We start from the raw sequence: 26,107 nt of genomic DNA, 5'->3' as shown, positions 1-26,107 counted from the left end.
ATGAGTGATTTTGTTTTAGTACAACTCATATTTCATTAACTGACAGGGTAGAGTTCCGTTGTAAACTGCAATTCGCTTTGATGATTTTAATCCAATCGATTGAGATAGTTCCTTGTTGCCACTTAGAACAAATGCAGTCCAGCCTTTGAAGCGTTGTTTTAGCACATCACCCAAAAGTTTATAGAACGCCCCTAAATCAATATCTTGTCCCAGTCGTTCACCATAAGGTGGATTGCAGAATAAAACCCCACTGTCTGCGGGGGCGACAACATCGGCAAGTTCCATTTGAGAAAACCATACATGATTATCAACGCCGCAGTTTTGAGCATTGTTAATCGCTTGCTCAATTATATTTTCATCGCGATCGCTTCCCCAAATAGGTGCGGGTAGGGTATCTAGTTGAGTATCCTTAGCTTCTTGGAGCAGCTTTTCTAAAAGTGGCAGATCAAAATCAAGCCAATTTTCAAATCCAAAGGACTCACGAAACAGCCCTGGTGCTATGTTAAGTGCTTTTAAGCTAGCTTCTAGAGGTAACGTGCCAGATCCACAAAGAGGATCGTAAAACATTTGGTCAGGTTGCCAGCCCGAAAGTTGAATAAGCGCAGCAGCCAGAGATTCCTTTAGAGGCGCGGCTCCAACCGCAGGGCGGTAGCCTCGGCGGTGCAGACTATTTCCAGAACTGTCGAGTTTAACGGTACAAAAGTCGCGTTCAATATGAACATTGACCCGCACATCTGGTTCATGAAGCTCTACATTTGAACGTTCACCCAGATTTTCCTGCTGCTGATCAACGATCGCATTTTTGACTCGGAGAGATGTGAAGTGGGTGTGATTGAGGTGATCGTTTTTGCCCGTGGTATTCACCGCCAGCGTCATGTCTGGCGTGAGATAGTTTGCCCAATCGATGGTTTGAATGCCGCGATAGAGATCCTTAGCATCAAGGCATGGAAACTCATGGATATGCACCAAAATTCGGAACGGTAGCCTAGCCCAGATGTTGACGCGATAAAGTAAGGTGCGATCGCCCTCAAAGGCGACACCACAAAACCCTGGCTCTACAGAACCGGCTCCCAATTGCTCTAACTCCTGAGCCGCGAGGGTTTCTAATCCACGAGCAACCGTTGCAAAATAATTCATAATTCGTAATTCGTAATTCGTAATTAAAGGCTACTGAGACGCTCAGATCCCCGACTTCTTGAATAAGTCGGGGATCTTTTTGTTTTGAAACTTAGATTAATCTAAAAATTTCTAAAATCAATCATCGTCTGGCGATAAGTATCTGGTAAACCTGTATCAAAACACTTCCCTTTAACAACATATCCTGTAATTCCCTCTTCCTGACACAATCTATCAAGAGAAGATGTTAATTGAAATTCGCCTCGTTCTCCGCAAATTTTGGTTGATGTGTTCTGCTAAAAAGTCAAAGATTTTCGGACTAAGTAAATACAAACCAAATATACATAAAAACTCATTTTCTGCCATTCCCTCTACACGCAAATGTTGTTTTGCATACTCAATGGTAGGCTTTTCATAGAGTTGTGTAACTTCTAAAATCGAGTTTAACTCTTGCCAAACTCCTGTTACACACCCAGATGTATGAAGATTTTCTGCTGGCGTTGTAGTTAAGCTAACAACGCTTCGATTAACTTGTTCATAGACATCTAAAATTTGACTAGCACAAGATTTTTCAATATCAGATGCATAAACATGATCGCCCAACATTAGCAAAAATGGCTCATCTTGTACCCAATCCTTAGCACAAAATACCGCATGACCATAACCTAACTGTTCCTCTTGCAATAAGATAGTAACTTTGCTGCCTAAATCTTCGAGATATCGGCTATATTCTTTATTTTCTAGTGAAAGTTTATCAAAAAGTTCTTTTTTAGGTGGATTTTTAAATAAATCTACAAATACTTCTTTATCATCCGGTTGTACCACAATCCCGACTTCTGTAATTCCAGCACTAATTGCTTCTTCAATAATTGCGATAATCACAGGTTTTGCCCGACCATCTCGATCAATAATCGGGAAAAGTTCTTTTTTCACAACTTTAGTAGCTGGAAACAACCGAGTCCCAAAACCAGCTACCGGAATCACAGCTTTTCTAACTTTATTTTTCTGCATAAATCCTCAATCCTCATCACCTTAAAATCTCCCCTGCCCCCCTGCCTCTTGATCACCCCAACTTCTCAAACAACTCCGCCAACACCACATTAGAAAACAAAAACCCTTGGGGATCAATCAAACGCAACCTTCCCCCTGCAACTTCCACCCAACCTCGATCAAAATACTCTTGTAAACACCTACAAATCTCTTCCACCTTCTCTTCACCAAACACCTCCGCCAACGCCGCCAAACTCACACCCTCCGCCAAACGCAACCCCAACATTAACGTTTCTAACAATACTTCCTTTGGGGGAGTCACATCACAATCAATCACACCGCCAGCTTGTACCCATTGATAATACTCACTAGTTTTACGCGGACGAGTGAAGCGCTTTCCTTCAACATAACTCGCCGCACCCATACCAAAACCATAGTAAGGGCGGTTTTCCCAATACACTCGATTATGCCGACACTGATGACCAGGTTGAGCATAATTAGAAATTTTCATAATGCTCATAACCTGCACCAGTCAAAACTTGCTGCCCCATCTGGATACATTTTGACTGTGGCTTCATCCGTAGGCAAAGGAGTATCGCCAGGTTTGTAGTAACGACCAAAGGCTGTACCTGGTTCGATGGTAAGATCGTAGATAGAAATGTGAGTGGGGACAAGCGCTACCGCTTTTGTTAGAGAATCCTGCCATTGATCCAAAGACTGATGCGGCAAGCCAGAAATTAAGTCTAAGCTAAATTCGGGAATCTCCACTTGGTGGATTAGTTCCACAGCTGCGAAAATATCTTCAACTGAGTGCGATCGCCCCGCCCTCTGCAATAATTCTGATTGAAAGGCTTGTACACCTAAACTTACCCGGTTCACGCCGACAGTGCGATAGCCTGCTATATGCGCTAAATCAAAGGTGGCTGGGTCAATTTCCATAGAAATTTCTGCCCCTGACGCAATACCAAAATGCTTCTCTAGCTCTGTTACTATTCGCTGTAACTGCTCTCTTGATAGCAACGAAGGAGTACCACCACCAAAAAAATTGTCTTCAAGGGTTGACCAAATGCTGGTGTAATGCCGATTTCTTGACATAGTACCTCAACATATTGGGAGATAGTACCAGATGTTTCACCCCGCAAGCGATCGCCCACAACAAAACACCGGGAAATCACAATAAAAACACCGCCGTCTGCAAAAGGGAATATGCACATAAGCAGAACTGGCAATTTCAGAAGTACTAAAGTTTTGACTCATTTTGAAAAAGAAAGAGGTTAAGCCAACTGCGAATTAGAGACAATGAAAATGAAAAAAGAACTCAGGAGTCAGGAGCCAGAATAATTTGTAAGCTCAAGCATGGAATAACTTATTGATTTTATTAAAATTATTAAGTTTGGCTATCAAAGTCTTCTTAATTCTGACTTCTGGATTCTGGATTCTGGATTCTGAATTCTTGCAAAATGAGTAGTTTATTTACAGATTTTTGTCGTTTTACAACGAAACAATGAAAAATATTAAGATAAAAGCCTTTGGTTATAATAATTGCAGATACTGTCCTACTAAACCCTTAGTGTAAGTCAATATTGATGAGTTTATCTTACCGATGAAATAAAGAATACTTAACTTTATCGGTTAACACAGTTGCAGGAAAACAAGACAACCATGCTTGACGCCATTATTATTTTTTCATTTATCCTAGCAGCGTCGGGAATAGGGTTCTACAGCATTGAACTGCTACCCAATGGCACGCTAGATCAGGTAACAAACCTTGAAGCTTTACGCTTAGTTGTTGCCGTCTTTGCCGCTATTATTGGTGGTGCGATGGGGCTGAGTTTCCAGACGACATATCGTCGTTTAGAATCACAAATTAAAGAAATGCCTCTGGAAGTGATTTTAACTCGTGCGATCGGCTTAGTGATTGGGTTATTGCTAGCTAACCTGATGCTAGCACCACTATTTTTGCTACCCATCCCGGCAGATTTTGGATTTATTAAGCCATTAGTGGCAGTTGTCGGTAGTATTATCCTCTCCGTCACTGGCATGAATTTGGCAGACACCCACGGGCGAGGCTTATTGCGGTTTATTAATCCCAACACCGTCGAATCGATGGTTGTGGAAGGAACGCTAAAACCAGCCAATACCAAAGTTTTAGACACCAGTTGCATTATCGATGGTCGCATTGAAGCTTTACTAGAAACAGGGTTTCTGGAAGGGCAAATTCTCGTACCACAGTTTGTCTTACAAGAACTCCAACAAGTAGCCGATGCTAGCAAAGACCAAAAGCGGGTGCGGGGAAGACGAGGACTAGAAATTCTCAACCGCATTAAAGAAGAATATCCCGATCGCATCCTGATTAATGGAATTGACTACGACGATGTTCCCACAGTCGATGCCAAGTTAGTACGCTTCGCCCAAGAAATCAGTGGTACATTGCTAACCAACGACTACAACTTGTCTAAAGTCGCCAGTGTTCAGAAAGTACCTGTTTTAAATGTGAATGATTTAGTGAATGCCGTCCGTCCCAGTTATTTACCTGGCGACAACCTTGATTTGAAAATTCTCAAAGAAGGCAAAGAACCCAGTCAAGGTATTGGCTACCTAGATGACGGCACAATGGTAGTAGTTGAAGAAGGTAGCCCTTATGTGGGTGGTGAACTGCGAGTAGTAGTTACCAGCGCTTTACAAACTACAGCAGGAAGAATGATTTTTGCCAAACCCCAAGCTTCAGCATTGGCGTGAAACAATGGGATGTTCAATTCGAGTCACACTTAGTAATCGGTGCAGGTTGACTGCACCGATTATTTATTTAGAAGATGGTTCATATTTGAAGAGTCATTTAGATGCGGCCGCCCTCCCTGCCTTGCTACCAGCGCCTACCACTAAAGTGTGCAAAGCACTCAGCCTATTGCTTGGGAATCAAAAATGTGCCAGTTGGCAAATACAGCATTTTGCGGCCATTCTGCTCAAACGCCACTTCGTCAACCAAGGAAAGTAGCTGCTGATTCAACTCGGAAGAAGCGTTACGTAAGTTAGCCTGAAAGAGGAAATCCATCAACACTCTACCTTCTTCCGAATCCTGCTCAAAGCAAGCAGAAACATCCAAATATTCGGGATAAGTTTCAAATTTATACGACAGACCGATGTCATCTATGGTTTTACGTAACTTATTTGCTTCTACGTATGAAGATTGCCAGTATTCCTGATTGCCAACTATTTCTACATATTGTGCAATCAATTTGAATATCACTGCTTCTTCTGTTTCTAGAGTGATGACAAGTACTCCTCCGTCTTTAAGCATATTAAGAGACTTAAGGATTAATTGCCTCTCTTGATTGGGCATGTGGTAAAGAGAATGCGTGTAATGAATACAGTCGAACTGCATCATCTGCATGAAAATCCTCAATAGTAACTGGATGCATTTTTAAGTCCACTTCACCAAGACCAGCAGATTGCATCGTTGCTTCAAATATCTGCCGATGAACATGATTAGGCTCTACTGTCACATATTTTAAAGTTTGCCCTTTAGGGACATATTGCTGGAGAAAGTGGATAAGTTGCTTATCGAACTCTCCAGGGCCAGGGCCAACACTTAGCACCGACGAAACTTCCCGTTGCTTAGAAAAGTTACTTTTAAAATGCTTCTCAAGCATATCTAAAGCTACTTGTCGCTGGATTTGCCAATTCTTTAAAAAAATCGCATACGACGAAGCATAAGCCTCATACATCTGCTGCTGTGCATCACTAGATATTGACATTGTAGACTTCCTAATAACTTGACTAGAGGCAAAACTTGGTCAAGTATAGCAAGGTTGGAGTAAGTGGGTGAAAATAAACCTAGCTACTCCCGGTTCGCCCATTTCTCTAACTCATAAAGAAATGGGCGAACCGGGAGTTATTAAATTTTATAATTGCGATTTGACACAGAGGTGTCGATACATTAGATAAAATTTACGCTCCTTTATACCCTAATATTGTCAAGTTAGGCGCTTATATCTTGCAATAGATAACTTTTACCTCATGATTGGAGAGCAAAATCTTGGGCATAGAACTACGCAGTTTCGTATTTCTCGACAATCTGCAACCTCAGCATGCAGCATATATGGGAACAGTAGCCCAAGGCTTCTTACCATTACCAGGAGATACATCACTGTGGATTGAAATCTCTCCTGGTATCGAAATTAATAAGATTACGGATATAGCCCTGAAATCTGCCTCTGTCCGTCCGGGAGTACAGGTAGTTGAACGACTATACGGACTATTGGAAGTTCATTCTAGCTCCCAAGGTGAAACGCGAGCTGCTGGCCAAGCAATTTTGGCGGCACTGGGAGTCAAAAGAGAGGAATGTCTCAAACCGCGTGTTATTTCTAGTCAAATTATCCGCAACATCGATGCTTATCAAACACAACTGATTAATCGCACACGCCGGGGACAGCTACTACTAGCAGGACAAACACTATATGTATTAGAAGTGGAACCTGCTGCTTACGCCGCACTAGCTGCCAATGAAGCAGAGAAAGCGGCGAGGATTAACATTCTTGAAGTTCAAGCTGTAGGGAGCTTTGGACGGCTTTACTTAGGTGGACAAGAACAGGATATTCTAGCAGGTGCAGCAGGAGCGTTAACGGCTATTGAAAGTGTCGCTGGTCGGGTTTCTCTAGGTGGGCGTCAGGAGTAAAGGAGAAAAAATGGCAAATCGAGAGCATCTAACTTTACTCAAAGCAGGTGCAGTTACATGGATTGAGTGGAGAAAGAAAAACCCCCAGATTGAACCAGACCTCAGTGCCGCGAATCTGCAAGGCAATAACCTTAGAGGTGCAAATCTCCAAGGGGTAAACTTGAGAAGGGTAGATTTGGGTAATGCTTTACTCGTGCGAGCAAACCTCAGTGGCGCTGACCTCAGTAGTGCCAACCTCTATAAAGCCTTATTGAATGAAGCTAACTTGAGTGATGCTAACTTCAGTGTCGCTAACTTGAGTGGTGCTATACTCACGCAGGCAGATTTAAGCCATGCCAATCTGATTGGCGCGGACTTGAGTCAGGTGGATCTTAGAGGCGCTGCGATCGCGTATGCTAATCTCATTGGCACTGACTTAAGAAACGCCAACTTGAGAGATGCCGATTTGGGTGCAGCAAAACTGATGCGGACTAATCTCTCTTTTGCCAACCTCATTGAGGCTAACTTGATTGCAGCTGACCTTAGCGAAGCAAGTTTGTACGAGGCGGAAATGTTGGGAGCTTATCTTTATAAAACTGACTTATACAAAGCTAATCTGAACAAGGCTCACCTCACTGGTGCTTACCTGTTGCGGGCTAACCTTAGTGAAGCTGATTTGAGCCAAGCTGATTTAAGTTGGGCTAACCTCAGAAGCGCGAATTTAGCAGGAGCGAATCTGAGAGGAACTAACCTCAGAGGGGCCGACCTGAGAGGAGCTAACCTTAGTGGCGTAAACTTTAATGAGACAATTATGCCTAACGGTTCAAAACAGAATTAGTTAACAATAAAAAGTAATTGACATTTAGCACCATGCTTTTTGGGTATCCCCTCCCACAATAAACTTTAGTAGTTAAAGTAACCATATAAAATTTATGTAAAGCTTAAGTGTTATTAAGCCCAAAAACGCTATGGACAATATATAAGTTTAACTCATGTATTTTAAAATGCATTTCTTTAATAGAAAAGTATTTTTATTTAGAAGTATAAATAAATCTTGATATATAACTTAACGACAATATCGTATTAAGCTGAGAAACCTTGTAACGGTTACTAAAAAAAACAGGATTTAAAAAAAAGGCTTAATTAAAGTTTATAAACCTTCTAACAGTATTAAAAATTATAAAGTCTACATTTATAAGATTTGGTAAAGAATTTGATGTAACTTTCGTTCATGGTAATTAAATAATTACACGGGGGTTTAAAATGAAATAAACATGAGCGGGTGAAAATAATTGAAATAAATTAACTTTGAGCAATTACTTACCATTTGTATAATAAGCTAACCAAATCAATAATTAATAGTTTCTAATTAACATTGGTATTAATTAGGTTAGCAAAGGTATCTGTATTTGAACTTTAACTTTGAAGTAAGCCACATCAAACTTTTAAAAGTTTTTTTGATTGAGGCTGAACTTAGGCATTAGTTATAAATTTAACGCGATGTGTAACTTATTCTTGGAATCCCTCTCCATTTCTCTCCTGCGCTCCTGGAGCCTTTGATTTTTACTCCCCTTTCGTTGTAGGGAAGTGTTTGGGGATTAGGTTTGAGAGAAAGTCGCACACGGTGTAAATTCAGGAAAAATAAATAATATGGCAGTTATTTTCGGTACTACATCTCCTGACACAAGAAATGGAACTTCGGGAGATGACACAATATATGGTTGGGCTAATGGTGGTAATGCCAATAGTTCTTCCGGTAACGACACCCTCAATGGTGCGGATGGTAATGATAATCTGTTTGGTGGGACAGGAAACGACAGTTTAATCGGTGGACTTGGCAATGACACACTTGATGGCGGCTTGGGTAATGACACTTTAAATGGGGGAATAGGCGACGACAATTACATCATTGACAGTGCTGCTGATATCATTACAGAAGCTGCAAATTCAGGCATAGATACTGTCCGCCCTTCTTTTAGCTACACACTAGGCGCGAATCTGGAGAACCTCAGGCTGAGGGAAATTCCTGGTATCAATGGGACAGGTAACAGTCTTGACAACTTCCTCTTTGGCAATATTTTAAATAATACTCTCAATGGCAGAGCAGGCAATGACACGGTAGACGGTTCTGCTGGCGATGATATCCTAAACGGTGAGGACGGCAATGACACAGTACAAGGTGGGGGTGGCAATGACATACTCAATGGCGGGTCTGGAGACGATATCCTCATCGGTAATTTTCCCGGTAGTCCACTCCCACCTGGATTAGGCGAAACTGATATCTTAACTGGCGGCGTTGGGCGAGATAGATTTATCCTTGGGGACGCGAGAAATGTCTTCTACGACGATAAAAACACTACAAATGCTGGTTTTGGGGACTTAGCTACTATTACTGACTTCAAGCTTACTGAAGATAGAATAGAACTCAAAGGCTCTCCAAAAGACTACCGCCTACAAGCTGTTGGAGCTAACACACAAATATTCTTAGATAAACCTGGAGCAGAACCAGATGAGATTGTAGGTATTGTGCAGGGCGTAGTCAACCTTAGACTTGATAGTGATAGTTTCCTTTTTTATGAGCGGGAAAATGCTGGACAAGCTACAAACAATAAACTAGCCACTGCTGAAGGGTTGGGTTCTTTATCATCAGGCTCAAACGTTAATCTCTCAGGTGGGTTAGTAACAGTTCAACCGGGGGACAATCCCGATTTCGACTTTTTTACATTTTCTCTTGCAAATCCAAAAACTGTCACCATTAGTACAGTGACAACTGATGATACAGTTATCGGACTTTTTAACAATGCTGGGATTTTACTGCAAAGTGACGATGATAGTGCCCCCGACTTTGGGTCATTAATCACCGCTTCACTAGGTTCAGGTACATACTCAATTTCAGTAACTAAATATGCTTTCTTCCCTGAAGATGGCGGAACTTTCTCTGGCTCTAGTGACAGTAACTCTGCTCCCTATACGCTAAAAGTCAGTTTGGCATAAAACATAGTACCCATCATCTCTAAACTTTTTCCTCATCAAGAGGATTTAGCAACAAAATCATCTGACTATATTTATGAAGGAAACAATGAATAACACTAAATCATCTAAGCAAGTTGAATGCAGATTTATCAGTAAGTTACTTCTCAAAAAGTGCTTTTTTACTGTTAAAACTCTGTTGTTAACAATGGTTATATTAAATTATGGCATTACTGGAGTAAATGCTGCACCTGAAAGCCTACGTCCTGATATTAAGATTCGCAATATTACCAATACATCTTCGGTTTCTGCTTCTGTTCGGATTGCAAAAGATCCCCGAAACAATACCCTCTATTACCTCAAACAAAATGGTGATATTTATCAAGTCAATTTAACCTTATCTACTAGTACACTAGTGTACAACTCTAGTAATCATAATGTAGGTGAAACTCAAGGAATGGCCATTGGCCCCAACGGTACAATTTATTTAGTTGGCAATGCAGACCTTGTGAATAACCAGACCAAAGCAGTTATTGTTAAAGGTGTAGTTAATTCCGTTACAGGACAGCGTGTCTGGTCTGTCTTAGCTAAGAGTGCGGGCTATCCCAAAAGCAAAACAGCCTATGACCATCGCTTCAATGGTGTGGTTGTTAGCCCCGATGGTAACTTCATCTATGTGAATAGCGGCGCTCGTACCGATCATGGTGAGGTTCAGTCTGTTGATGGTCAATATCCTAATATTCGTGACGTAGGATTAACCACTTGTATATTCCGTCTTCCTACTAATGGCAAAAATCTCTTTCTGCCAAACAATCGAGCAAGCTTGAAGGCATCTGGCTATATTTTTGCAGAAGGAATCCGCAATACTTACGATATGGCTTTTGCACCTAATGGGGATTTATTTGGTGCAGAAAATGGCCCCGATCGCGATATGCCAGAAGAATTAAATTGGCTACGTTTAGGTGGTCATTACGGCTTTCCCTGGCGTATTGGTGGGACAGATAATCCACAACAATTTGCCAATTATAATCCTGCTACTGACCGATTGCTAGATTCTCGATTTAACGCTGTTCAAAAGGGCTACTTTCGTAACGATCCAACCTTTCCAATTCGGCCTGCTATAGACTTTATAGAACCAATTCTTAATGTTGGCCCAGACGCAGACAGTTACCGCGATCCTGTAGATGGCAAAGTCAAAGATGCTAGCACTCTTGGGCAAAGTTTTAGCACTTTTACAACACACCGTTCTCCTTTGGGCTTAGTTTTTGATACACAAGGAGTAATGAGTCCAGAATTTAACAAAGATGGATTCATGTTGAGTTGGACACCAGGCGATCCGACTGGCGAAACATTACCAGGCCCTTTTAAAGATCCTAGTCAAGACCTACTGCATTTAAACTTAACTAAAGTGGGAACTACCAACTATAAACTTAATGCAACACGCATTGCCAAAGGTTTTAATAGACCCATTGATGCTGAGATTATTGGCAATAAAATTTATGTTCTAGAATATGGTGGAAATCAAGGAATTTGGGAAGTTTCTATGCCCACTAAATAAAGCAGATTAGGGATTTTTTGATGATTGAAGAGAAGCAGAAAATCTCTACTCCTAACTATCTGCTGTTGAGACGACTGAGAAAAATTCGTAAGCGATCGCTTTGGGGATTGGTTAGCACTTCATAGGCTGAACCTTGCTCTGTCACAATACCTTTGTCTAAAAATATCACCTGATGGGCTACTTCCCGCGCAAATTGCATTTCATGGGTGACAACTACCATTGTCATCCCTTCTGCTGCTAATTGCTGCATGACTTGCAGAACTTCGCCGACGAGTTCGGGATCTAGGGCGCTGGTGGGTTCGTCAAATAGCATGATTTGGGGATTCATACATAAGCTACGAGCAATCGCTACTCGTTGCTTTTGTCCACCAGAAAGTTGTTCGGGATAAACAGACGCTTTGTCAGATAAACCAACTTTTTCGAGATATAACCTCGCTAGTTGGGCGCTTTCTTTCGGTGTTTTACCCAAGACTTTACGCGGTGCGAGTGTCATATTTTCTAAGACGCACAGATGGGGAAACAGATTGAACTGTTGAAAAACCATCCCTACTTGTGTTCGTAGTTGCCGCAGTTGGCTATAGTTGACGGTGGGTTTGGATAAGTTAATGCCGTTGATTATTAAACGCCCTTTGTCGATGGTTTCTAGACGGTTGAAGCAGCGTAGTAAGGTACTTTTACCACAGCCGGAAGAACCGATAACTGCAACGACTTCTCCCCGGTTGATTTCGCCCGTGATTCCTTTGAGGACTTTGAGTGAACCAAAGTTTTTTTCGATATTGTCAAAAATAATTGCAGGGATGGTATTGTTCATTACTTATGTCAAGCTGCTCTAAAGTTGATTGTAAGGTTTTTAACGAACCGCAGAGGCGCAGAGAGCGCAGAGGGAAGAAAATATAATATGGTTAAATTTGGTTTTGTGCGCTGGTTTGTGGTTGTAGGTTTTAGCTGTTTGTTATTAGCTGGCTGTGCTGTCAACCCTAGCGCGGGGAAAACTCTACGAATTGCTACGGAACCGACGTTTCCACCTTTTGAGTTTCAAAAACAAGGTGGTGAGTTGCAGGGTTTTTCGATTGATTTGATGAATGCGATTGCACTTACAGCTAAATTTAAAGTGGATTTTCAAAGTCTGCCTTTTGATGGGATGATCTCAGCTTTGCAAGCCAAAACGGTAGATGCGGCTCTTAGTTCGATCACAATTACAGAGGAGAGGGCAAAGGCTATTTCTTTTTCCCGTCCTTATTTTAAGGCTGGATTAGCGATCGCAATTCGTACAGACAATCAAGATATTACTGGTTTTGACAGTCTCAAAAATAAAAAAATTGCAGTACAAATTGGTACAACTGGGGCTGCAAAGGCTAAAAGTGTTCCTGGGGTACAAATTCGCAGTTTTGATTCAGCACCCATAGCCCTGCAAGAATTGCTCAATGGTAATGTGGATGCAGTAATTAATGATGCGCCTGTTACTTTATATGCTATTAATACAGGCAATCTCAAGGGAATTAAAATAGTACAACAATTACTGACAGAGGAGTTTTATGGAATTGCTACGGCTAAAAATTCGCCGAATTTGGCATTGATAAATGATGGTTTGGATAGAGTGCTGAAAAATGGCACTTATGCCCAAATTTACCAAAAATGGTTTCAAACCGAACCGCCATCACTACCAGCTAAATCACCATTTGAGAATCAAACTAAAGCTGTAGCACCGAAAATATTAACTTCAATTGGCGTGATTTTGCAGGCTTTACCAAGCTTATTGCAGGGTGCATTGGTAACGTTGCAGTTGACGATACTTTCTGTAGTATTTGGTTTAATTGGCGGTTCGTTGATTGGGATTATTCGCCTTTCTCATATTGCCCCTGTGCGTTGGTTGGCGAGAGCCTATGTAGATTTTTTTCGGGGAACGCCTTTGCTGGTGCAAATTTTTATGATTTACTTTGGATTACCAGCAATTTCGCAAGAGCTTGGTTTTACATTTACTTTTGATCGCCTAACGGCTGGGGTAATTGCCTTAAGTTTGAATAGCGCTGCATACATTGCCGAAGTTGTCCGTGCGGGAATTCAATCAATTGAACCAGGGCAAGCAGAAGCAGCACAATCATTAGGTTTGAGTTCTGTGCAAACAATGAGTTATGTAGTTTTTCCCCAAGCTTTCCGGCGGATGATTCCACCTTTGGGTAATGATTTTATCAGTTTATTAAAAGATACTAGTTTAGTTTCTGTAATTGGGTTTGAAGAATTACTACGTAAAGGACAGTTAATTGTTGCTGACAATTATCGCGCTTTTGAGATTTACGCAGGTGTAGCGATGGTTTATTTATGTTTAACGTTGCTTTCTTCACAGGCGTTTAGTCGCTTAGAAGCTTGGATGAATCCCATCAAGCGTTAAGAGGATGTTTGAAAAGCCCTCTTCTTGGTAGCAAAACGTTTTAGATCCCCCTAAATCCACGCCACGTGCTTCAAGTCGGCAGAGCCGCCCAACGCAGTGGCTCCCCTTAAAAAGGGGGACTTTGATTCCGGTTTCCCCCCTTTTTAAGCTACCGTGTATACATAAGTCGAAAATTCTCTACCCACATTGTTGTCAGAGTGAAACTGTCACACTCACCGACATCCCGCCCAGAACTGAAGTTCAGGGCTGATAGCTAAAGTCCACTTAAGTAGACTGAATTAATCATTTAGTCCACTTAAGTGGACTTCAGCTATGAGACTCGGAATTCATTCCGAGGCGGGATAGAAACGCAGTGCGAGATTTATTAATGATATGGCTGCGGCAAGACTTGTGTATACACCGTAGCCTTTAAAGGGGGGATTAAGGGGGGTAATTCGACTTGTGTGTACACCGTAGCTTTTTAAGGGGGGTTAGGAGGGATCAATAAGTGCAAAGATACAGCCAACCACTTTTCAAACAACCTCTAAGAGACTTTCAAAAATAATTTCTTGCAAATTAACGTATTCTATGTAATCAGCCAGGGATTAAGATAGGTTTTATATAGTGAATTTGGATTGAGTTGTACCTGAATCAACCAAAAATATATGACAATTCTCAACGCGAGTAATTTATCCTTAGAAGAAGTTCAGCGTCTGTTTGGCTTTCAAGAACAGTACGGTGACTCATTTTCTAATTACTTATCTCTGGAACCTCTCACGGAACCAGAACAGCAGGAACTTCTGCAAATTAGAAATGACTTTCGACGCTATCTTACAGCAGGCAAAGTTTCTGAAGGTCAGGTAAAATTTCTTGCAGTTGCGCCTTTACTAAGATTAGCTGGTTTTTATCGCTATCCTATCGAGATTCTATTGGAGGAAAATATTGCTGATGTTGAAGTTGAAGATGAAGATATCAAAATTAAAGGAAGGTTTGATATTTTAGCTGTTAGTAAAGCTCAACATTTAAAACCGCAAACATATTTTTGGATACTGTTAATCGAATCTAAAAATAGTCAGATTGATATATCAACAGGTTTACCTCAGGTACTCACTTATGCTTATAAAAATTTAGATAATCAAAAATCAGTTTGGGGATTAACAACTAATGGTAGAAGTTATCAGTTTGTTTATATCGAACAAGGAAATCCCCCGGTTTATTATCTGTTACCAGAATTAAATTTAATGGAAAGAGAACGTTCAAGTCAGTTGCTACAAATTTTAAAAGCAATTTGTCAGCTTTAAAAAGTAATTTAACTCTTAATGTCTGCGATCGCATGGTAAGAATTATTTCAGCGATCGCTTTTGTATGTAATAAACTTTGACCTTTCTCCTGCTCTTGAGAGGCTTTGAGCCTTACTCCCCAACGCTAGTAGAGAAGAGACTGGGGGTTAGGTCTATATTGAACTCAACTGCAAACTGCGTCCACGAGTATCAAAGCCTCATTCACGAGTATCAAAGACTCGTTAACGGAGTTAAAAGCCTCATTCACGAGTATCAAAGACTCATTAACGGAGTTAAAAGCCTCATTCACGAGTATCAAAGACTCGTTAACGGAGTTAAAAGACTCATTCACGACTATCAAAGACTCATTAACGGAGTTAAAAGCCTCATTCACAACTATGTATTAAAGATTCATGCGGTTTTTGGCGAGTTTTCCGTGAATCCTGATAGAATCAGAGAACTTATTTGCATGAATATGCACAACCGTATATTTACTACTTTATTTGTAACTGCCTACCTACTTAATTGAGGCGAGAAAAACAGAGACATTACCAAGTAGCGCCTGAGTAATAACTTCCAGTAAGTTAAGACCCTGCTTAGAAGCAGTGGAAAGATGCATAACGGATATTAGCGAATGAAACCGCAAACTCGAAGGAGCGAAAACCACCGGAAATCTTCTGCTTACATTTCATCATCCGCAAGTCACGTTCTGCCTGATTATTGGTAAAGGGAACATCAGGTTGTGTCAGAAACCGTAAAACATCACTCTGAAAATTTTGAAGCCGCAACAACAAGTTATGACCAACACGTCGTTTCACCCGCCCACGATTACCTTTGCGGATTAGGGGTGATTGAGAGGAGTGAAAACTCAGCCCTCGTTGTAGAATTTGCTCGTACAGTTGAGTCAGACGAGCAACAACATTTTTGGGAATACCTGATTGATAACGATGCTTGTAATTGCAAGCTAAAAGCAACAACTTGTTCATGGATTTAGCCCAAGGTTCTTGCTCGATTTCATCTATTGCTTTGAGTTCTCGAAGATGATGGGCATTACACAAAGCGTGATTGACATCAAGGAGTTGATAATAGGGTTTCCAATGGTCGTGGACTACTACACCCTTGATATCAGCTAATACTTCTATGTCTTTACGTTGAGGAGAAACTCGATACCAAGTTTGTGTTTTAGTGGCAACCACGTGCAGCCAATTGGTTTTACCACCAATCCTCAAAGAAAGTCTCGTCTAAATGTTTAACTGCTGCTGCTTTTACCTCAGAGGCCATCTCTGCTACTACTGGTTCTATGATTTGAGCCAGAGTCAAAGTTGTCTTTGCGATTGTCCCTGGTGTCATTCGGCAACCAAATAAATCTAGCAGCACTTCACTCAATCGGTCTTCGGGAATAAAGTGTTGATGATTTAGATAAGCTGCAACTGCTCTAATTCTGGCTCCATACTGTACTGGTGCTGTGACAGATTCTGGAAAACTACCTTGTAGGAGAGTTTTACATTCTGGACATTCTTTGACTGCCACTCTGTGTTCTGTGACGATGATGCGTGGGGCTGGTATATCAAATACTTGTCGCTTGATGATTTTTTTGATTCCTACATCCCCAATATCACTTCCACATCCAGGACATGAGCATGGTGTTGGATGTTCTACTATTTTCTCTGGCTCTAATACTTGTTTTAATGTCTGCCCTGGATGACCTATCTGCCCCCCTGATGGCCGCTTCCCTTTTTCTCTTAAACTTTTTGTCCGTATTTGATTTGACTTTTTGAGTCCGTCGCTGGCTGGTGGTTTTGAACTTGTTTGGCTATCTAGTCCCAAACTTCTCTCTAGCTCTGCTATCCTTTCCAGCAGTGCCTTAACCTCTAGCTCTAGCCTTTCTATTTTTTGATCTTTTTCTTCTGGACTCATTCTTGAACATTACCATCTTTCCTCCCTTCACGGGAATATCCCTGACTTTCCTACCTGGGCAGTTACAGAAAATATAGATTAACAACGATTTATTTTAGTTATTAGCCCGAAACTTAAAGTTCCAGGCTAGTGTTGATTTTAGATTAATCCAAAATCCAAAATCTAAAATCCAGAATTATTTGCTGTTGCCGTTACCACCATTGCCATTGCTGTGAATGACACGTTCGGCAAGCTTTTCAGGCACTTCCTGGAGATGGTCATATTCCCAGTGGAAAGAACCAACGCCCAAGGTGAGCGATCGCAGCTCTACAATAAAATTTTGCATCTCTGCTTGTGGCAAGTATGCAGAGACATTATCCCAGCCTTGCCAATCGTTTCGTCCCTCATAGCCCAATATTTGCCCCCGTCTACCACTCAACAGTTGCAGCACTTTGGAGGTAAATTCGCTAGGTGTGGTAACTTCCACCCGCAGAATTGGTTCTAACAAAGTAGGTTCAGCTTGAGGTATCCCCGTTTGCATTGCCAATCGCGCAGCTTGTTTAAAGGCTTGTTCGGAACTATCAACGTTATGATACGAACCATTAGTCAGAGTTACCGCCAAATCCACCATTGGGAAGCCCAAAGGTCCGTGTGTTAAAAATTCCCGCACGCCCATTTCTACGCCAGGAATGTACTGTTTGGGAACCACGCCGCCGACAATAGTTTCATTAAAGTTGAAACCTGTACCGCGTGGTAAAGGCTTAATATCGAGAAAAACATCACCAAACTGTCCGTGACCACCGCTTTGATGCTTGTAGCGCCCATGAACTGAAGCCACTGTTTTGCGGATGGTTTCTTTGTAAGGCACTTGCGGTAAATGAGTTGTCATTGGCAAGTTATATTTGCGGCGCAGTCTATCTAGGGTGACTTGTAAATGAATCTCGCCTTGACCCCACAAGATAACTTCGTGAGTATCGCCATGTTGTTCCCAAGCAAGTGAACAGTCTTCTTCCAATAACTTGGTGATGGCAGCGCTGAGTTTAACTTCATCGTTACGCTTTTCTGGTGTAATAGCGAGGGCATACACTGGTTCTAACTGTGCAGCTTTGGGTAATTTAATTGCTGCTTGCTGTTCTGTGGAGATTGTATCGCCTGTCTTGATTCCTTCTAAACGGCTCAATGCGACAATTTCACCAGCATCAACTTCATTAACGAACTGCTGTTGCTGTCCCATGAGGCGGTAAATTCCACCAGTCCGAATGCCATTGAGGACAATGCCATCAGTTAATTTGCCGCGCCAAACACGCACCAAAGAGAGTTTGCCACCTTGGGGAGTGTAAAAAGTTTTTAATACTTGCGCTAAAGCTGTATCACCTTTTATGTTTTTTAAACGACGTTGTGCTGTGGCTTCTGGTTCGGGGGCTTCCCGTAACAAGGCTTCTAATAGAGGTCTAACACCATAATCTTGTTCTGCTACACCAAAAAAAACGGGCACTACCAAATCTGCCCCTAATTCCATTTTTAAATCTTTGAGTATTTCCTCTTGAGGAGGTTCGATATCTTCTAAAAGTTCTTCGAGTAAATGGTCGTCAAAATTTGCTAAGGCTTCGAGCATTTCTGCCCGCGCTATATGTTCTTCTTCTTTTAAGCTTTCGGGGAAGGGGATAGGGTCAGCAGGTGCGCCTGGATGATATTGATACGCCTGTTCACTCACCATATCGATAAAGCCGGTGAGTTGTTCCCCTTGCATAATAGGATATTGATGCGCTACCAGGGGACGGCTAGATACTGCTTTTAGGGCGTGCAACGTTTCCAAAACGTGAATATTTGCCCGATCCATTTTGTTGACGAAGACGAGGTGGGGAATTTCCCAATCGTCCAAGAATTTAAATAGAGGAGCGAGGGTGAGGACGCGTTCGCGGATGGGTTCGCAAACTACAATTGCCGCATCCACTCCCATTAAAGCATTGTATGTTTCTTGGGCAAATTCTACACTTCCCGGACAGTCAATAAAAGTAAAGCGAATGCCGTTATACTCAGTGCTAGCGGCGCTGACTTCTACACTCATGTGGCGATCGCGCGACTCGGCAGCACTATCTCCCACTGTATTGCTGTCCTTAACACTCCCTTTGCGAGAAATTGCCCCTGTGACAAATAACAAGCTTTCTAGTAAAGTGGTTTTTCCACTCAAATAAGGCCCGACAATTGCAACATTCCGCGAACCCGATTTTACTTTTTCGTTCATAAAACCTCCCTTGCGGTAAGTTTTTCCTAACCGCATTATTCTGCTATATGTATCAGGGATAAAAAATGGTTCTCTGGAGTCAAAATTACCCCTTCTTTAATTTGTTATTATGCTCCTTTTAATCGAAACTTAAAAAAATTGTAGTCTGTCGTAAGATTTAGCTTAATAAAAGTTAATTTTTACAAACTTTTATGCCGAATCAAAAATTTTTGTAAAAAACTTTTTATGGAGTAAATTTAACTGAAAGTGTTGCGAGTCAGAAAATCAATGGGATTATCATTCTTTAAATATCGCATAGCAGGGTTAGTAAGTTTGACTTTCCTGGTTGTTAGTATTGCCTCCCCTTCAATTTCTCTATCTCCTCCTGTCGCCTCAAAGCTGGCACAATCTAATCCTAAAACTGCTGTAGACTGGTTAAACCAAGGCTTACAAGGAATTCAGGCGGGAAGGGTACAAGATGCGATCGCAGCCTTTAAACAAGCGGCTCAATTAGATCCGGCATTAGCACCAGCGCATTATAATTTAGGGTTAGCGTTTCGACAAACGGGACAATTACAACCCTCTGCGGATGCATTTTATCGAGCGACACAAGCCGATCCTAAATTTGCTCCAGCTTTTGCTAATTTAGGTGGAGCGTTGTTAGAGGGGAATAATTTACAGTTAGCTAACGATTATTTGCAACGATCGCTAGAACTCGATCCCAAACTAGGATTTGCCCACTATAACTTAGGGTTGGTACGAGAGCAGCAACGAGATTGCCAAGGGGCGATCGCATCTTTTAGAAAAGCCATAGAATATAGCAAAAATGCACCAGAGCCTCCTTATCATATAGGGATGTGTTTATCTCCAACAAGGCAAACTCGATCAAGCCAGAGATGCCTTTAATCAGGCATTAAAAATTAATCCCAAATATCCAGAAGCTTACTATAATCTCGGCTCAATTTGGTTTCAGCAAAGGAAATTGCAAGAGGCATTAGAGGCTTTTAGAAAATCAGCCGAAGCTAATTCCAATTATCCTAATGCTTATTATGGTGCTGGGTTAGTTTTTATGCAGTTACAGCAATATGGAGATGCAGTACAAGTATTGCAATTTGCTAGAGATTTATATAATGCTCAGAGGAATCCTCAGTGGGCAAAAAATGCCGAACAATTGTTGCAACAGGCACAAAATTTAAATTACCAACCTCGCTGAGGCGCAAAAACTTAATATTGCATAACATAAAACTATTGGGTTGACTCGCTGGTGTTGTCTGAACTTGTCCCGATTGGAAAAATGTAAATGCAAAAGCGCCAGAAAAGTCGATTTTTATTTAGCGATCGCTGGCTTGATCGGCAATCAATTGTTCGCAACATGGAAGCCTTTCAAGACTTAATTGTGATTGTCTTGTGTTTGGGTTTGTTCGCCGTCATGCTGATCCAATTGTGGGGGATAGCGATCGCCATCACGCAGCCACTAGACTATAAACATGTGACTGCAAAAATACTATTTGTGTTGATTTAGTCGAATTATTCCGACTATTAATGGTCTACTTGCAAGAACATAGTATTTCTGTGGGAGTGGCAGTTGAGGTAACAATTGTATCTCTACTCCGAGAAGTAGTAGTTCACGGAGCGCTGGAAATTTCTTGGGTTAATACGCTGGCAATTTGTGGTTTGTTGTTTGTTCTGGGTGGACTACTCGTAGTCTGTGCTAAAACGCCACACATGGATTGCATGAGCGCTAACACTAAGTTTTGCCCGGTTGTCTATAGAGGAAGTAGAGAACGGCAAAATGAGTTGGAATTACAGTATTCACGTCAATGTGATGAAAATCAACCGCTTGGATAAATTGTTATGAAATATGAGGAGTGGGGAGTGGGGAGTGAAGAAAAAGCATTTTCTTACTCTCCACTCCCTTGCTTGGGGCTGTATCAGAAAATTGGATGCATACAGCACTTCCGGCAGCTATGAGGTACATCCTCAAAGCTAAAAGCTATGTTAGGAGAGAGGCAATAAGAAAAACTGTATTGCATAATAGCGGGAAGCGCTGTATAAAATATCAAATAGTATAACTTACTTTTGCAAGGTACTTCCGACGTATTGAAATATACTCTTTTTGGAAGATGAATCCCTCTTTTAGGGTGAGTATAAGTTAATTAGAAATTCTCAAAGAGGGTCAAGCCATGACTACAAATACAGGTAATGGACAGTCTCAAACAGCGATTAGCGACTTGGAGTATGATTTTGTCACCGTTTTGCATAACAAGGCAGAAGCCGTTAAAGCTTACGATACCTACATCAAAGATGCAGAGCAAGTAGGTTCTCAGCCTTGTGTAGAGTTGTTCCAAAAATTGCGTCAATCTGATATTGAACACGTACAAGAGATTCGTCAACATCTACAACAAGTGTTGCAACACGGTAAGATGTAACGCAGGTTTGAAGTGCCGACTGTCTTATCGGTATATAAGAATAGATTTGAAAGCTTGAATCCTAGCAAAATCGTTAATCGATAAGCTTAAATATACTGATTAGACAGCCAGGGGAACCAATCCATAAATCAATACCTTTGTCAAAATAAGAGGCTGCAAAATTTTTGGCAAAAACTGGCAAAATTCCCCATACATAAGCGTTGATCTGACAAGGGAGGTTGGGCTGTCAGAACCTTAACACTGCGGGCAATACCTTAAAAAACCTTGCGGGAAACCTTAAAGGAATTTTTAGGAGTTATTGTTTTTGCTAAACCTCAGAAAAGGGGAGTTAATCGTCAAAGCATCATCAACTCACCCTCTTAAATTGGCAGAGGTATTGCTCTACACTAATTAAATAAACCTACTATTAACCTTATCGAGTTGCCATCTGTGCCTCAGAAACCCAATTGGCGTGGAAGCCGTAAGGAACGCGCTTTGGCATGATTATCCGCGCTACAGGTGGAGCTGTGATATTTCGAGCATCAACGACTAATAGCTCAGACTTTTTCGCTAGTGCATCCCAAACCATAGTCAGCAACCAGCCATCATCTTCAGAAGTAGCACCAGGACGAGGTGCAAAGACACTATCACCACCAAAGCGTCCCCGACCAAATTCATGTACTTGAGTGCTACCAGTCTCCAAGTCATACTTGAGCAGACCATCCAACAAAAGTCTAGGTCTCATGTAAGTAGCCTGTCGGGATGCGTAGACGTAACGTGTCTTTCGCCCACTCAGGTCATCGTTAATCCGAGGAAATTCCGTGGCGTATCATTGCTATTTAGCAATTCTTCTTTAACAACACCCGTTGCCAAATTGATCCGGTAGAGATATAGGCGGAAGTGTTCAAATTCAGTATCTCCCCCCTCACCATTGTCTTTCTGAGGAATAAAGAGATAGGTATCGGGTGCTCTGGTGGCGATAAGTACCACTTCGTTGCCTTCCTCCCAAGCGTTAGCAACATGGTAGAGCATACAGGTCGAGATGTTGAACCAGCGGATAGTTCGGTTATCGCCGTGGCGATGTACGATGCCGATGCGACTGGGGTTTTGCTTCTCAAATTTAATGGGCAACTGATCCTGCATAATCCGCATAGGACTAAAGACAAGCGGCATATCCAGAAAAAGGGTGTAGTGCTCAGTGATGGCAAAATCGTGCATCATCACTGGCGCAGGTATATCAATAGGTAGGGTTCGCAACATTTTGCCCTCTGCGGAAACCACGCTGTATTCCAGATAAGGAGGAGCAATAGGTGCAAAGCCGATCGCAATCATTTCACCCGTTTGAGCATCGACTTTTGGGTGAGCTGTAAAGGTAGAAGCAAGCTGACCGTCAAAGGTATGTACCCCAACTGTTTCTAAATCAGGAAGACGAATTTCATAAGGTGCGCCAGCTTCCCACAGTGCCAGCAGTTTGCCTGCGTGCCATATAGTCGAAGTGTTACCAGTATTCTTCATCATCAAGCCATAAGGGGCATCAAATCGAGGCAGATTCAACAAGCCAGGCCAAATCGCCTTACCTTGTTTTTGCTCAATCTCAAACCCCTCTGTGCGAATGTAGCGGTTGCGGTAGCTGGCAAAGCCATTGCTGATATTTACTGCGTGGAGCATTCCATCCCCATCTAACCAGTGATACAGTCCGATAGGCTCAAATTGGGGATTAGGGCCGTTGCGGAGAAATATGCCATTCAGTTCTTGGGGTAGTTCACCAATGACGGTTAGGTTGTCGGCAGTTATTTCTTGTTTGACAGGGGCAAAATTATCAGTCAAATAAAAATCTGCCATATCTTCTGCCAGGATATTAACTCTGGCAGTAGTGCTGAGGCGGCTCAAAATTTGGTAAGGTACGCGAGCGTAGTAGCCAGTCACCGAAGGCCCTTTATTGACTATTGATGACCGCTCCATCTGTAAGACATTAGCTAGGAATTTACTATCCATCAAAGCGCTCATAAATCGCCGCTGCAAAGTACTAGGGCGAGTACCATCTGGGGCTGCTGTCGCGATCGCGAGGGTGTGTATGAGTTCTTTTCTTTGCATCTAACACACCCTCGGTATACATCAGCGAGTTGAGAGCTTCATATAACTCCTGAAAATCTTTTTCGTCAGGATAATTTCCTAAATAGGCTTGAAGCCAGCCATAACACTCTTCTGGTTTGACAGGTTGATTGTTTGATAATAGAGATTTAATTTCTGGCTCTTCAGCCAATCCTTTTTGTTGTGCAACTCGCTGTAAAAATTCTTTTTCTTCAGGTTCTAGTACTCCATCAATCCAAGCAATACCAATGAGAATTTTTAAGAATTCTTTAGCATTTTTTGATGGTTTATGTACTCTTTCAGCTTGAGAAATTGGTACGTCAAAATGCTCGTGTGTACTGGCATCAGGACGAATATTCTTCTCTGTGGAATACAAGACTTTTGAACTGTCGGCTGTTTTGACAACAAGAAATAAGTCGGGATTACCTTCAAATTTTTCAAATTTGCCTTTAAAATCAGCTTCAGTGTAGTTAATTTCAAAAGTTCCAGTACTATTGGTTTTAACTTGTCCTAACTTATCTTTTTTGACAGTATCCTTATCAAATACTTCAACTATTAAGTTAGGAATTCCTAAACCGCTTTCAGCTTCGTAAATTCGTCCAGTAACTTTAAATGTCATTATATTTATCCTTAGTTAATTTTTCAAAAAAGAAACGCCTGGCGATTGAAATAAGCTTTAAATGCATCTAAGGAGACTTGAGTGTTTTCAATATTTCAAAATTTGAATCAAGATGCAAGGACAGTTAAGACAGTTAAGAAAGTTAAGTAAATATTTAATAAATGCTTAATAATTAGTTTTTAGACTCTTGAGCTTTTTGAGCCGTCCTGGATGCACCTTTAACCTGACTAAGCAATTTGAGCGGCATGTTGCCGTGAATGATTTTGATTTAGAGATCCATCCAAGTGGGTGAAGTTTATGGACTGATTGGCCCAAATGGCGCAGGTAAAACGACAGTCTCTCCAGCTTACAAGCATCGACTTCGCAAGGAAGTTTCGAGGTCGCTCCTGGCTATTACCCTTATAAACTCCTTTAAAAGTGGTTATTAAATCAAACCCTGCTATATTGCTTTGCAGCTTGTGCTTGAGTTAAGTGTTGCATAATGTATGACAAGTTAAGGATGTTTTCGGGGTGTCAAATTTCAATAAGAGAATCCACATACTTGTGTGGTGCGATTCGTTGATTAGTGAATCACGGTATCCAAATCTGCTATTACAACCACATTGTGGTCTAAAATTTTATCTTGCAATAAGACTTTTGCTTCCGTATTTGAGTTCGAGGTTATGCCCAAATTTAGCTTTGTAGCTACACTTCAACTTAATACTTCATATAATACGTATAACAAAGTCCCGTGACCCTGTGGCTGTAAAGCATCGATTGCCCAAATCAAGCCACCATGTTCAATGGCTGTGGCAGCTAATTTCTCCTGCGTGATTGTAGACACTGTATCACAGAGTACACCTTAACTGTCCTTGCGCCTTTGTCAAGATTTTGAGATATTAAATTGAAAGATTAATTCAGATAGAAAGTTATGACAACCGAGCAAGAGCTTCAATCTCTTTTTGATAAATTAGATCGCGATCAAGATGGCAAAGTCTCCATTAATGAACTTTTTTTAAGTCCTGGCTTAAGTGCAATCATCACAGCAGAAACAAATACCAATAGTCCCCAGGAGTTACTAGTACAGTATGATTCAGACGAAGACGGTAGTATTACATTTGAAGAGTTAAAGGAAGCAGTTGATAAAGCAAATAATTTAAGCTAGCAGTCAAAACATCAAAGCTACCTCCGCCCCCGAAAACCATACGTAAACCCTGCTATTTCAACACTGCGTTGACCGATAGCAGGGTTTTATAATCTCTCTCCTTTTAGGTTACGGTGTACACACAAGTATGACCCGCATAGGTTTCAACTCTTCTAGTAGTTTCGTAGGATGCGTTATGGACACGCCCAAATAACAAATGCGTATGCCGAAATAACAAATGAGTACCCCGAAATAACAAATGAGTATCCCGAAATAACAAATGCGTACCCCGAAATAACAAATGAGTATCCCGAAATAACAAATGAGTATCCCGAAATAACAAATGAGTACCCCGAAATAACAAATGAGTACCTCGAAATAACAAATGAGTACCTCGAAATAACAAATGCGTACCCCGAAATAACAAATGCGTACCCCGAAATAACAAATGCGAACGCCAAGATTGCAAGAGTTTAGCTTTGTCACGCCAGCGTAACGAACTGCAAATATTTGGTAGATGAAGTTTTTCCGACTTGTGTTGTACACCGTAGCCTTTTAGGAGAGAGAATTGAAGAAGAATTCAGAAGTCAGAATTCAGGAGTCAGAATCAAGACGCGACGCTCGAATACTCGCTAACGCTACGCTATCGAGTACTCGCTCTAAGCGAAGCATCCCGAAGGGTATACGCTGCGCTATCCACCAGTCGTACAGAATTCATTCTGAATTCTGACTCCTGACTCCTGAATTCTGTTCGATAAAAGTGAGGTTTTCCAGATATCGTGAAAATCAGGTGTCTGATTCGGCGTTAAA

The 26,107-nt window shown here is 41.5% G+C and carries 20 protein-coding genes and 5 pseudogenes; 12 read left to right on the top strand and 13 right to left on the bottom strand.

Annotated features, from left to right (window positions below; translation table 11 throughout):
* Window positions 1–15: 15 nt before the first annotated feature.
* The 3 genes and pseudogenes from ANSO36C_RS29245 to hemW all read right to left on the bottom strand — a co-directional run bounded on the left by ANSO36C_RS29245 (window position 16) and on the right by hemW (window position 3,363).
* Window positions 16–1,137: a THUMP domain-containing class I SAM-dependent RNA methyltransferase gene (locus ANSO36C_RS29245; protein WP_251957613.1), complete on the bottom strand. Its 1,122-nt coding sequence runs from the start codon at window positions 1,135–1,137 to the stop codon at window positions 16–18.
* A 101-nt stretch (window positions 1,138–1,238) separates the two neighbouring features.
* Window positions 1,239–2,127: pseudogene (locus ANSO36C_RS29240) on the bottom strand (sugar phosphate nucleotidyltransferase).
* Window positions 2,128–2,179: 52 nt separating this feature from the next.
* Window positions 2,180–3,363, bottom strand: a pseudogene (gene hemW, locus ANSO36C_RS29235) (radical SAM family heme chaperone HemW).
* A 405-nt stretch (window positions 3,364–3,768) separates the two neighbouring features.
* Here hemW and ANSO36C_RS29230 point away from each other — a divergent pair.
* Window positions 3,769–4,845 (top strand): PIN/TRAM domain-containing protein, encoded by a 1,077-nt coding sequence (locus ANSO36C_RS29230; RefSeq protein WP_251957612.1) that lies wholly within the window; start codon window positions 3,769–3,771, stop codon window positions 4,843–4,845.
* A 163-nt stretch (window positions 4,846–5,008) separates the two neighbouring features.
* Here ANSO36C_RS29230 and ANSO36C_RS29225 read toward each other — a convergent pair whose 3' ends face one another.
* Together ANSO36C_RS29225 and ANSO36C_RS29220 are read right to left on the bottom strand one after the other, a co-directional pair.
* Entirely contained in the window at window positions 5,009–5,404 is a 396-nt protein-coding gene (locus tag ANSO36C_RS29225; RefSeq protein ID WP_251957611.1) for a hypothetical protein, read from the bottom strand.
* Between the two features lie 10 nt (window positions 5,405–5,414).
* Entirely contained in the window at window positions 5,415–5,861 is a 447-nt protein-coding gene (locus tag ANSO36C_RS29220; RefSeq protein ID WP_251957610.1) for a hypothetical protein, read from the bottom strand.
* 281 nt (window positions 5,862–6,142) lie between these two features.
* On the opposite strand from ANSO36C_RS29220, the gene ANSO36C_RS29215 reads away from it, so the two are divergent.
* The 4 genes from ANSO36C_RS29215 (at window position 6,143) to ANSO36C_RS29200 (ending at window position 11,288) form a co-directional block, all read left to right on the top strand.
* Entirely contained in the window at window positions 6,143–6,781 is a 639-nt protein-coding gene (locus ANSO36C_RS29215; RefSeq protein ID WP_251957609.1) for a hypothetical protein, read from the top strand.
* 10 nt (window positions 6,782–6,791) lie between these two features.
* The gene (locus ANSO36C_RS29210; protein WP_251957608.1) at window positions 6,792–7,598 is read left to right on the top strand and encodes a pentapeptide repeat-containing protein; all 807 of its coding nucleotides are present in this window, start codon (window positions 6,792–6,794) and stop codon (window positions 7,596–7,598) included.
* An 812-nt stretch (window positions 7,599–8,410) separates the two neighbouring features.
* The gene (locus tag ANSO36C_RS29205) at window positions 8,411–9,754 is read left to right on the top strand and encodes a calcium-binding protein (RefSeq protein WP_251957607.1); all 1,344 of its coding nucleotides are present in this window, start codon (window positions 8,411–8,413) and stop codon (window positions 9,752–9,754) included.
* Window positions 9,755–9,938: 184 nt separating this feature from the next.
* Window positions 9,939–11,288: a PQQ-dependent sugar dehydrogenase gene (locus tag ANSO36C_RS29200; RefSeq protein ID WP_251957606.1), complete on the top strand. Its 1,350-nt coding sequence runs from the start codon at window positions 9,939–9,941 to the stop codon at window positions 11,286–11,288.
* A 55-nt stretch (window positions 11,289–11,343) separates the two neighbouring features.
* Here ANSO36C_RS29200 and ANSO36C_RS29195 read toward each other — a convergent pair whose 3' ends face one another.
* Window positions 11,344–12,099 carry an amino acid ABC transporter ATP-binding protein gene (locus tag ANSO36C_RS29195; RefSeq protein ID WP_251957605.1) on the bottom strand — a complete coding sequence of 252 codons (756 nt, stop codon included), beginning with the start codon at window positions 12,097–12,099 and terminating at the stop codon, window positions 11,344–11,346.
* An 87-nt stretch (window positions 12,100–12,186) separates the two neighbouring features.
* On the opposite strand from ANSO36C_RS29195, the gene ANSO36C_RS29190 reads away from it, so the two are divergent.
* Together ANSO36C_RS29190 and ANSO36C_RS29185 are read left to right on the top strand one after the other, a co-directional pair.
* Window positions 12,187–13,677, top strand: a complete 1,491-nt coding sequence (locus tag ANSO36C_RS29190; protein ID WP_251957604.1) for an ABC transporter permease subunit — start codon at window positions 12,187–12,189, stop codon at window positions 13,675–13,677.
* A gap of 644 nt (window positions 13,678–14,321) precedes the next feature.
* Window positions 14,322–14,957 (top strand): restriction endonuclease subunit R, encoded by a 636-nt coding sequence (locus tag ANSO36C_RS29185; protein WP_251957603.1) that lies wholly within the window; start codon window positions 14,322–14,324, stop codon window positions 14,955–14,957.
* Window positions 14,958–15,532: 575 nt separating this feature from the next.
* On the opposite strand, the gene ANSO36C_RS29180 is transcribed toward ANSO36C_RS29185, so the two are convergent.
* From ANSO36C_RS29180 to ANSO36C_RS29170, 3 genes are all read right to left on the bottom strand, one after another.
* Window positions 15,533–16,132, bottom strand: a complete 600-nt coding sequence (locus ANSO36C_RS29180; RefSeq protein WP_251955367.1) for an IS66 family transposase — start codon at window positions 16,130–16,132, stop codon at window positions 15,533–15,535.
* A gap of 16 nt (window positions 16,133–16,148) precedes the next feature.
* Window positions 16,149–16,853: a DUF6444 domain-containing protein gene (locus ANSO36C_RS29175; RefSeq protein WP_251955366.1), complete on the bottom strand. Its 705-nt coding sequence runs from the start codon at window positions 16,851–16,853 to the stop codon at window positions 16,149–16,151.
* A 175-nt stretch (window positions 16,854–17,028) separates the two neighbouring features.
* Window positions 17,029–19,077: an elongation factor G gene (locus ANSO36C_RS29170; RefSeq protein WP_251957602.1), complete on the bottom strand. Its 2,049-nt coding sequence runs from the start codon at window positions 19,075–19,077 to the stop codon at window positions 17,029–17,031.
* Window positions 19,078–19,344: 267 nt separating this feature from the next.
* Between ANSO36C_RS29170 and ANSO36C_RS29165 the strand changes: the two are divergent.
* From ANSO36C_RS29165 to ANSO36C_RS29145, 3 genes and pseudogenes are all read left to right on the top strand, one after another.
* Window positions 19,345–20,269: pseudogene (locus ANSO36C_RS29165) on the top strand (tetratricopeptide repeat protein).
* 87 nt (window positions 20,270–20,356) lie between these two features.
* A pseudogene (locus tag ANSO36C_RS29150) lies at window positions 20,357–20,904 on the top strand (phosphate-starvation-inducible PsiE family protein).
* A 335-nt stretch (window positions 20,905–21,239) separates the two neighbouring features.
* Window positions 21,240–21,485 carry a hypothetical protein gene (locus ANSO36C_RS29145; protein ID WP_118163057.1) on the top strand — a complete coding sequence of 82 codons (246 nt, stop codon included), beginning with the start codon at window positions 21,240–21,242 and terminating at the stop codon, window positions 21,483–21,485.
* Between the two features lie 412 nt (window positions 21,486–21,897).
* On the opposite strand, the gene ANSO36C_RS34575 is transcribed toward ANSO36C_RS29145, so the two are convergent.
* Genes ANSO36C_RS34575 through ANSO36C_RS29135 form a run of 3 tightly spaced genes read right to left on the bottom strand, consistent with a single transcriptional unit; the run spans window position 21,898 to window position 24,174 of the window.
* A complete protein-coding gene (locus ANSO36C_RS34575) occupies window positions 21,898–22,260 on the bottom strand; it encodes a carotenoid oxygenase family protein (RefSeq protein WP_323374622.1) in 363 nt (120 codons plus the stop codon).
* Window positions 22,257–23,558 (bottom strand): carotenoid oxygenase family protein, encoded by a 1,302-nt coding sequence (locus ANSO36C_RS29140; RefSeq protein ID WP_323374532.1) that lies wholly within the window; start codon window positions 23,556–23,558, stop codon window positions 22,257–22,259. The genes ANSO36C_RS34575 and ANSO36C_RS29140 overlap by 4 nt, the downstream gene beginning before the upstream one ends.
* Complete coding sequence (locus tag ANSO36C_RS29135; protein WP_251957599.1) at window positions 23,491–24,174, bottom strand: hypothetical protein; 684 nt, start codon at window positions 24,172–24,174, stop codon at window positions 23,491–23,493. Before ANSO36C_RS29135 ends, ANSO36C_RS29140 begins: the two co-directional genes overlap by 68 nt.
* Window positions 24,175–24,370: 196 nt before the next feature.
* Here ANSO36C_RS29135 and ANSO36C_RS35220 point away from each other — a divergent pair.
* Window positions 24,371–24,512 (top strand): annotated as a pseudogene (locus ANSO36C_RS35220) (hypothetical protein); the annotation flags it as partial.
* 353 nt (window positions 24,513–24,865) lie between these two features.
* Here the strand turns inward: ANSO36C_RS35220 and ANSO36C_RS34025 are convergent.
* Window positions 24,866–24,997 carry a hypothetical protein gene (locus tag ANSO36C_RS34025; RefSeq protein ID WP_267145345.1) on the bottom strand — a complete coding sequence of 44 codons (132 nt, stop codon included), beginning with the start codon at window positions 24,995–24,997 and terminating at the stop codon, window positions 24,866–24,868.
* 87 nt (window positions 24,998–25,084) lie between these two features.
* Here ANSO36C_RS34025 and ANSO36C_RS29130 point away from each other — a divergent pair, with 87 nt between their 5' ends.
* Complete coding sequence (locus ANSO36C_RS29130; RefSeq protein WP_251957598.1) at window positions 25,085–25,318, top strand: EF-hand domain-containing protein; 234 nt, start codon at window positions 25,085–25,087, stop codon at window positions 25,316–25,318.
* Window positions 25,319–26,107: the final 789 nt, after the last annotated feature.

Origin of the sequence: Nostoc cf. commune SO-36 (genome assembly GCF_023734775.1) — a bacterium.
GTDB classification, from domain to species: domain Bacteria; phylum Cyanobacteriota; class Cyanobacteriia; order Cyanobacteriales; family Nostocaceae; genus Nostoc; species Nostoc commune_A.
Note: the sequence above shows the minus strand (reverse complement) of the source record. Positions and strands in the feature narration are given on the sequence as shown.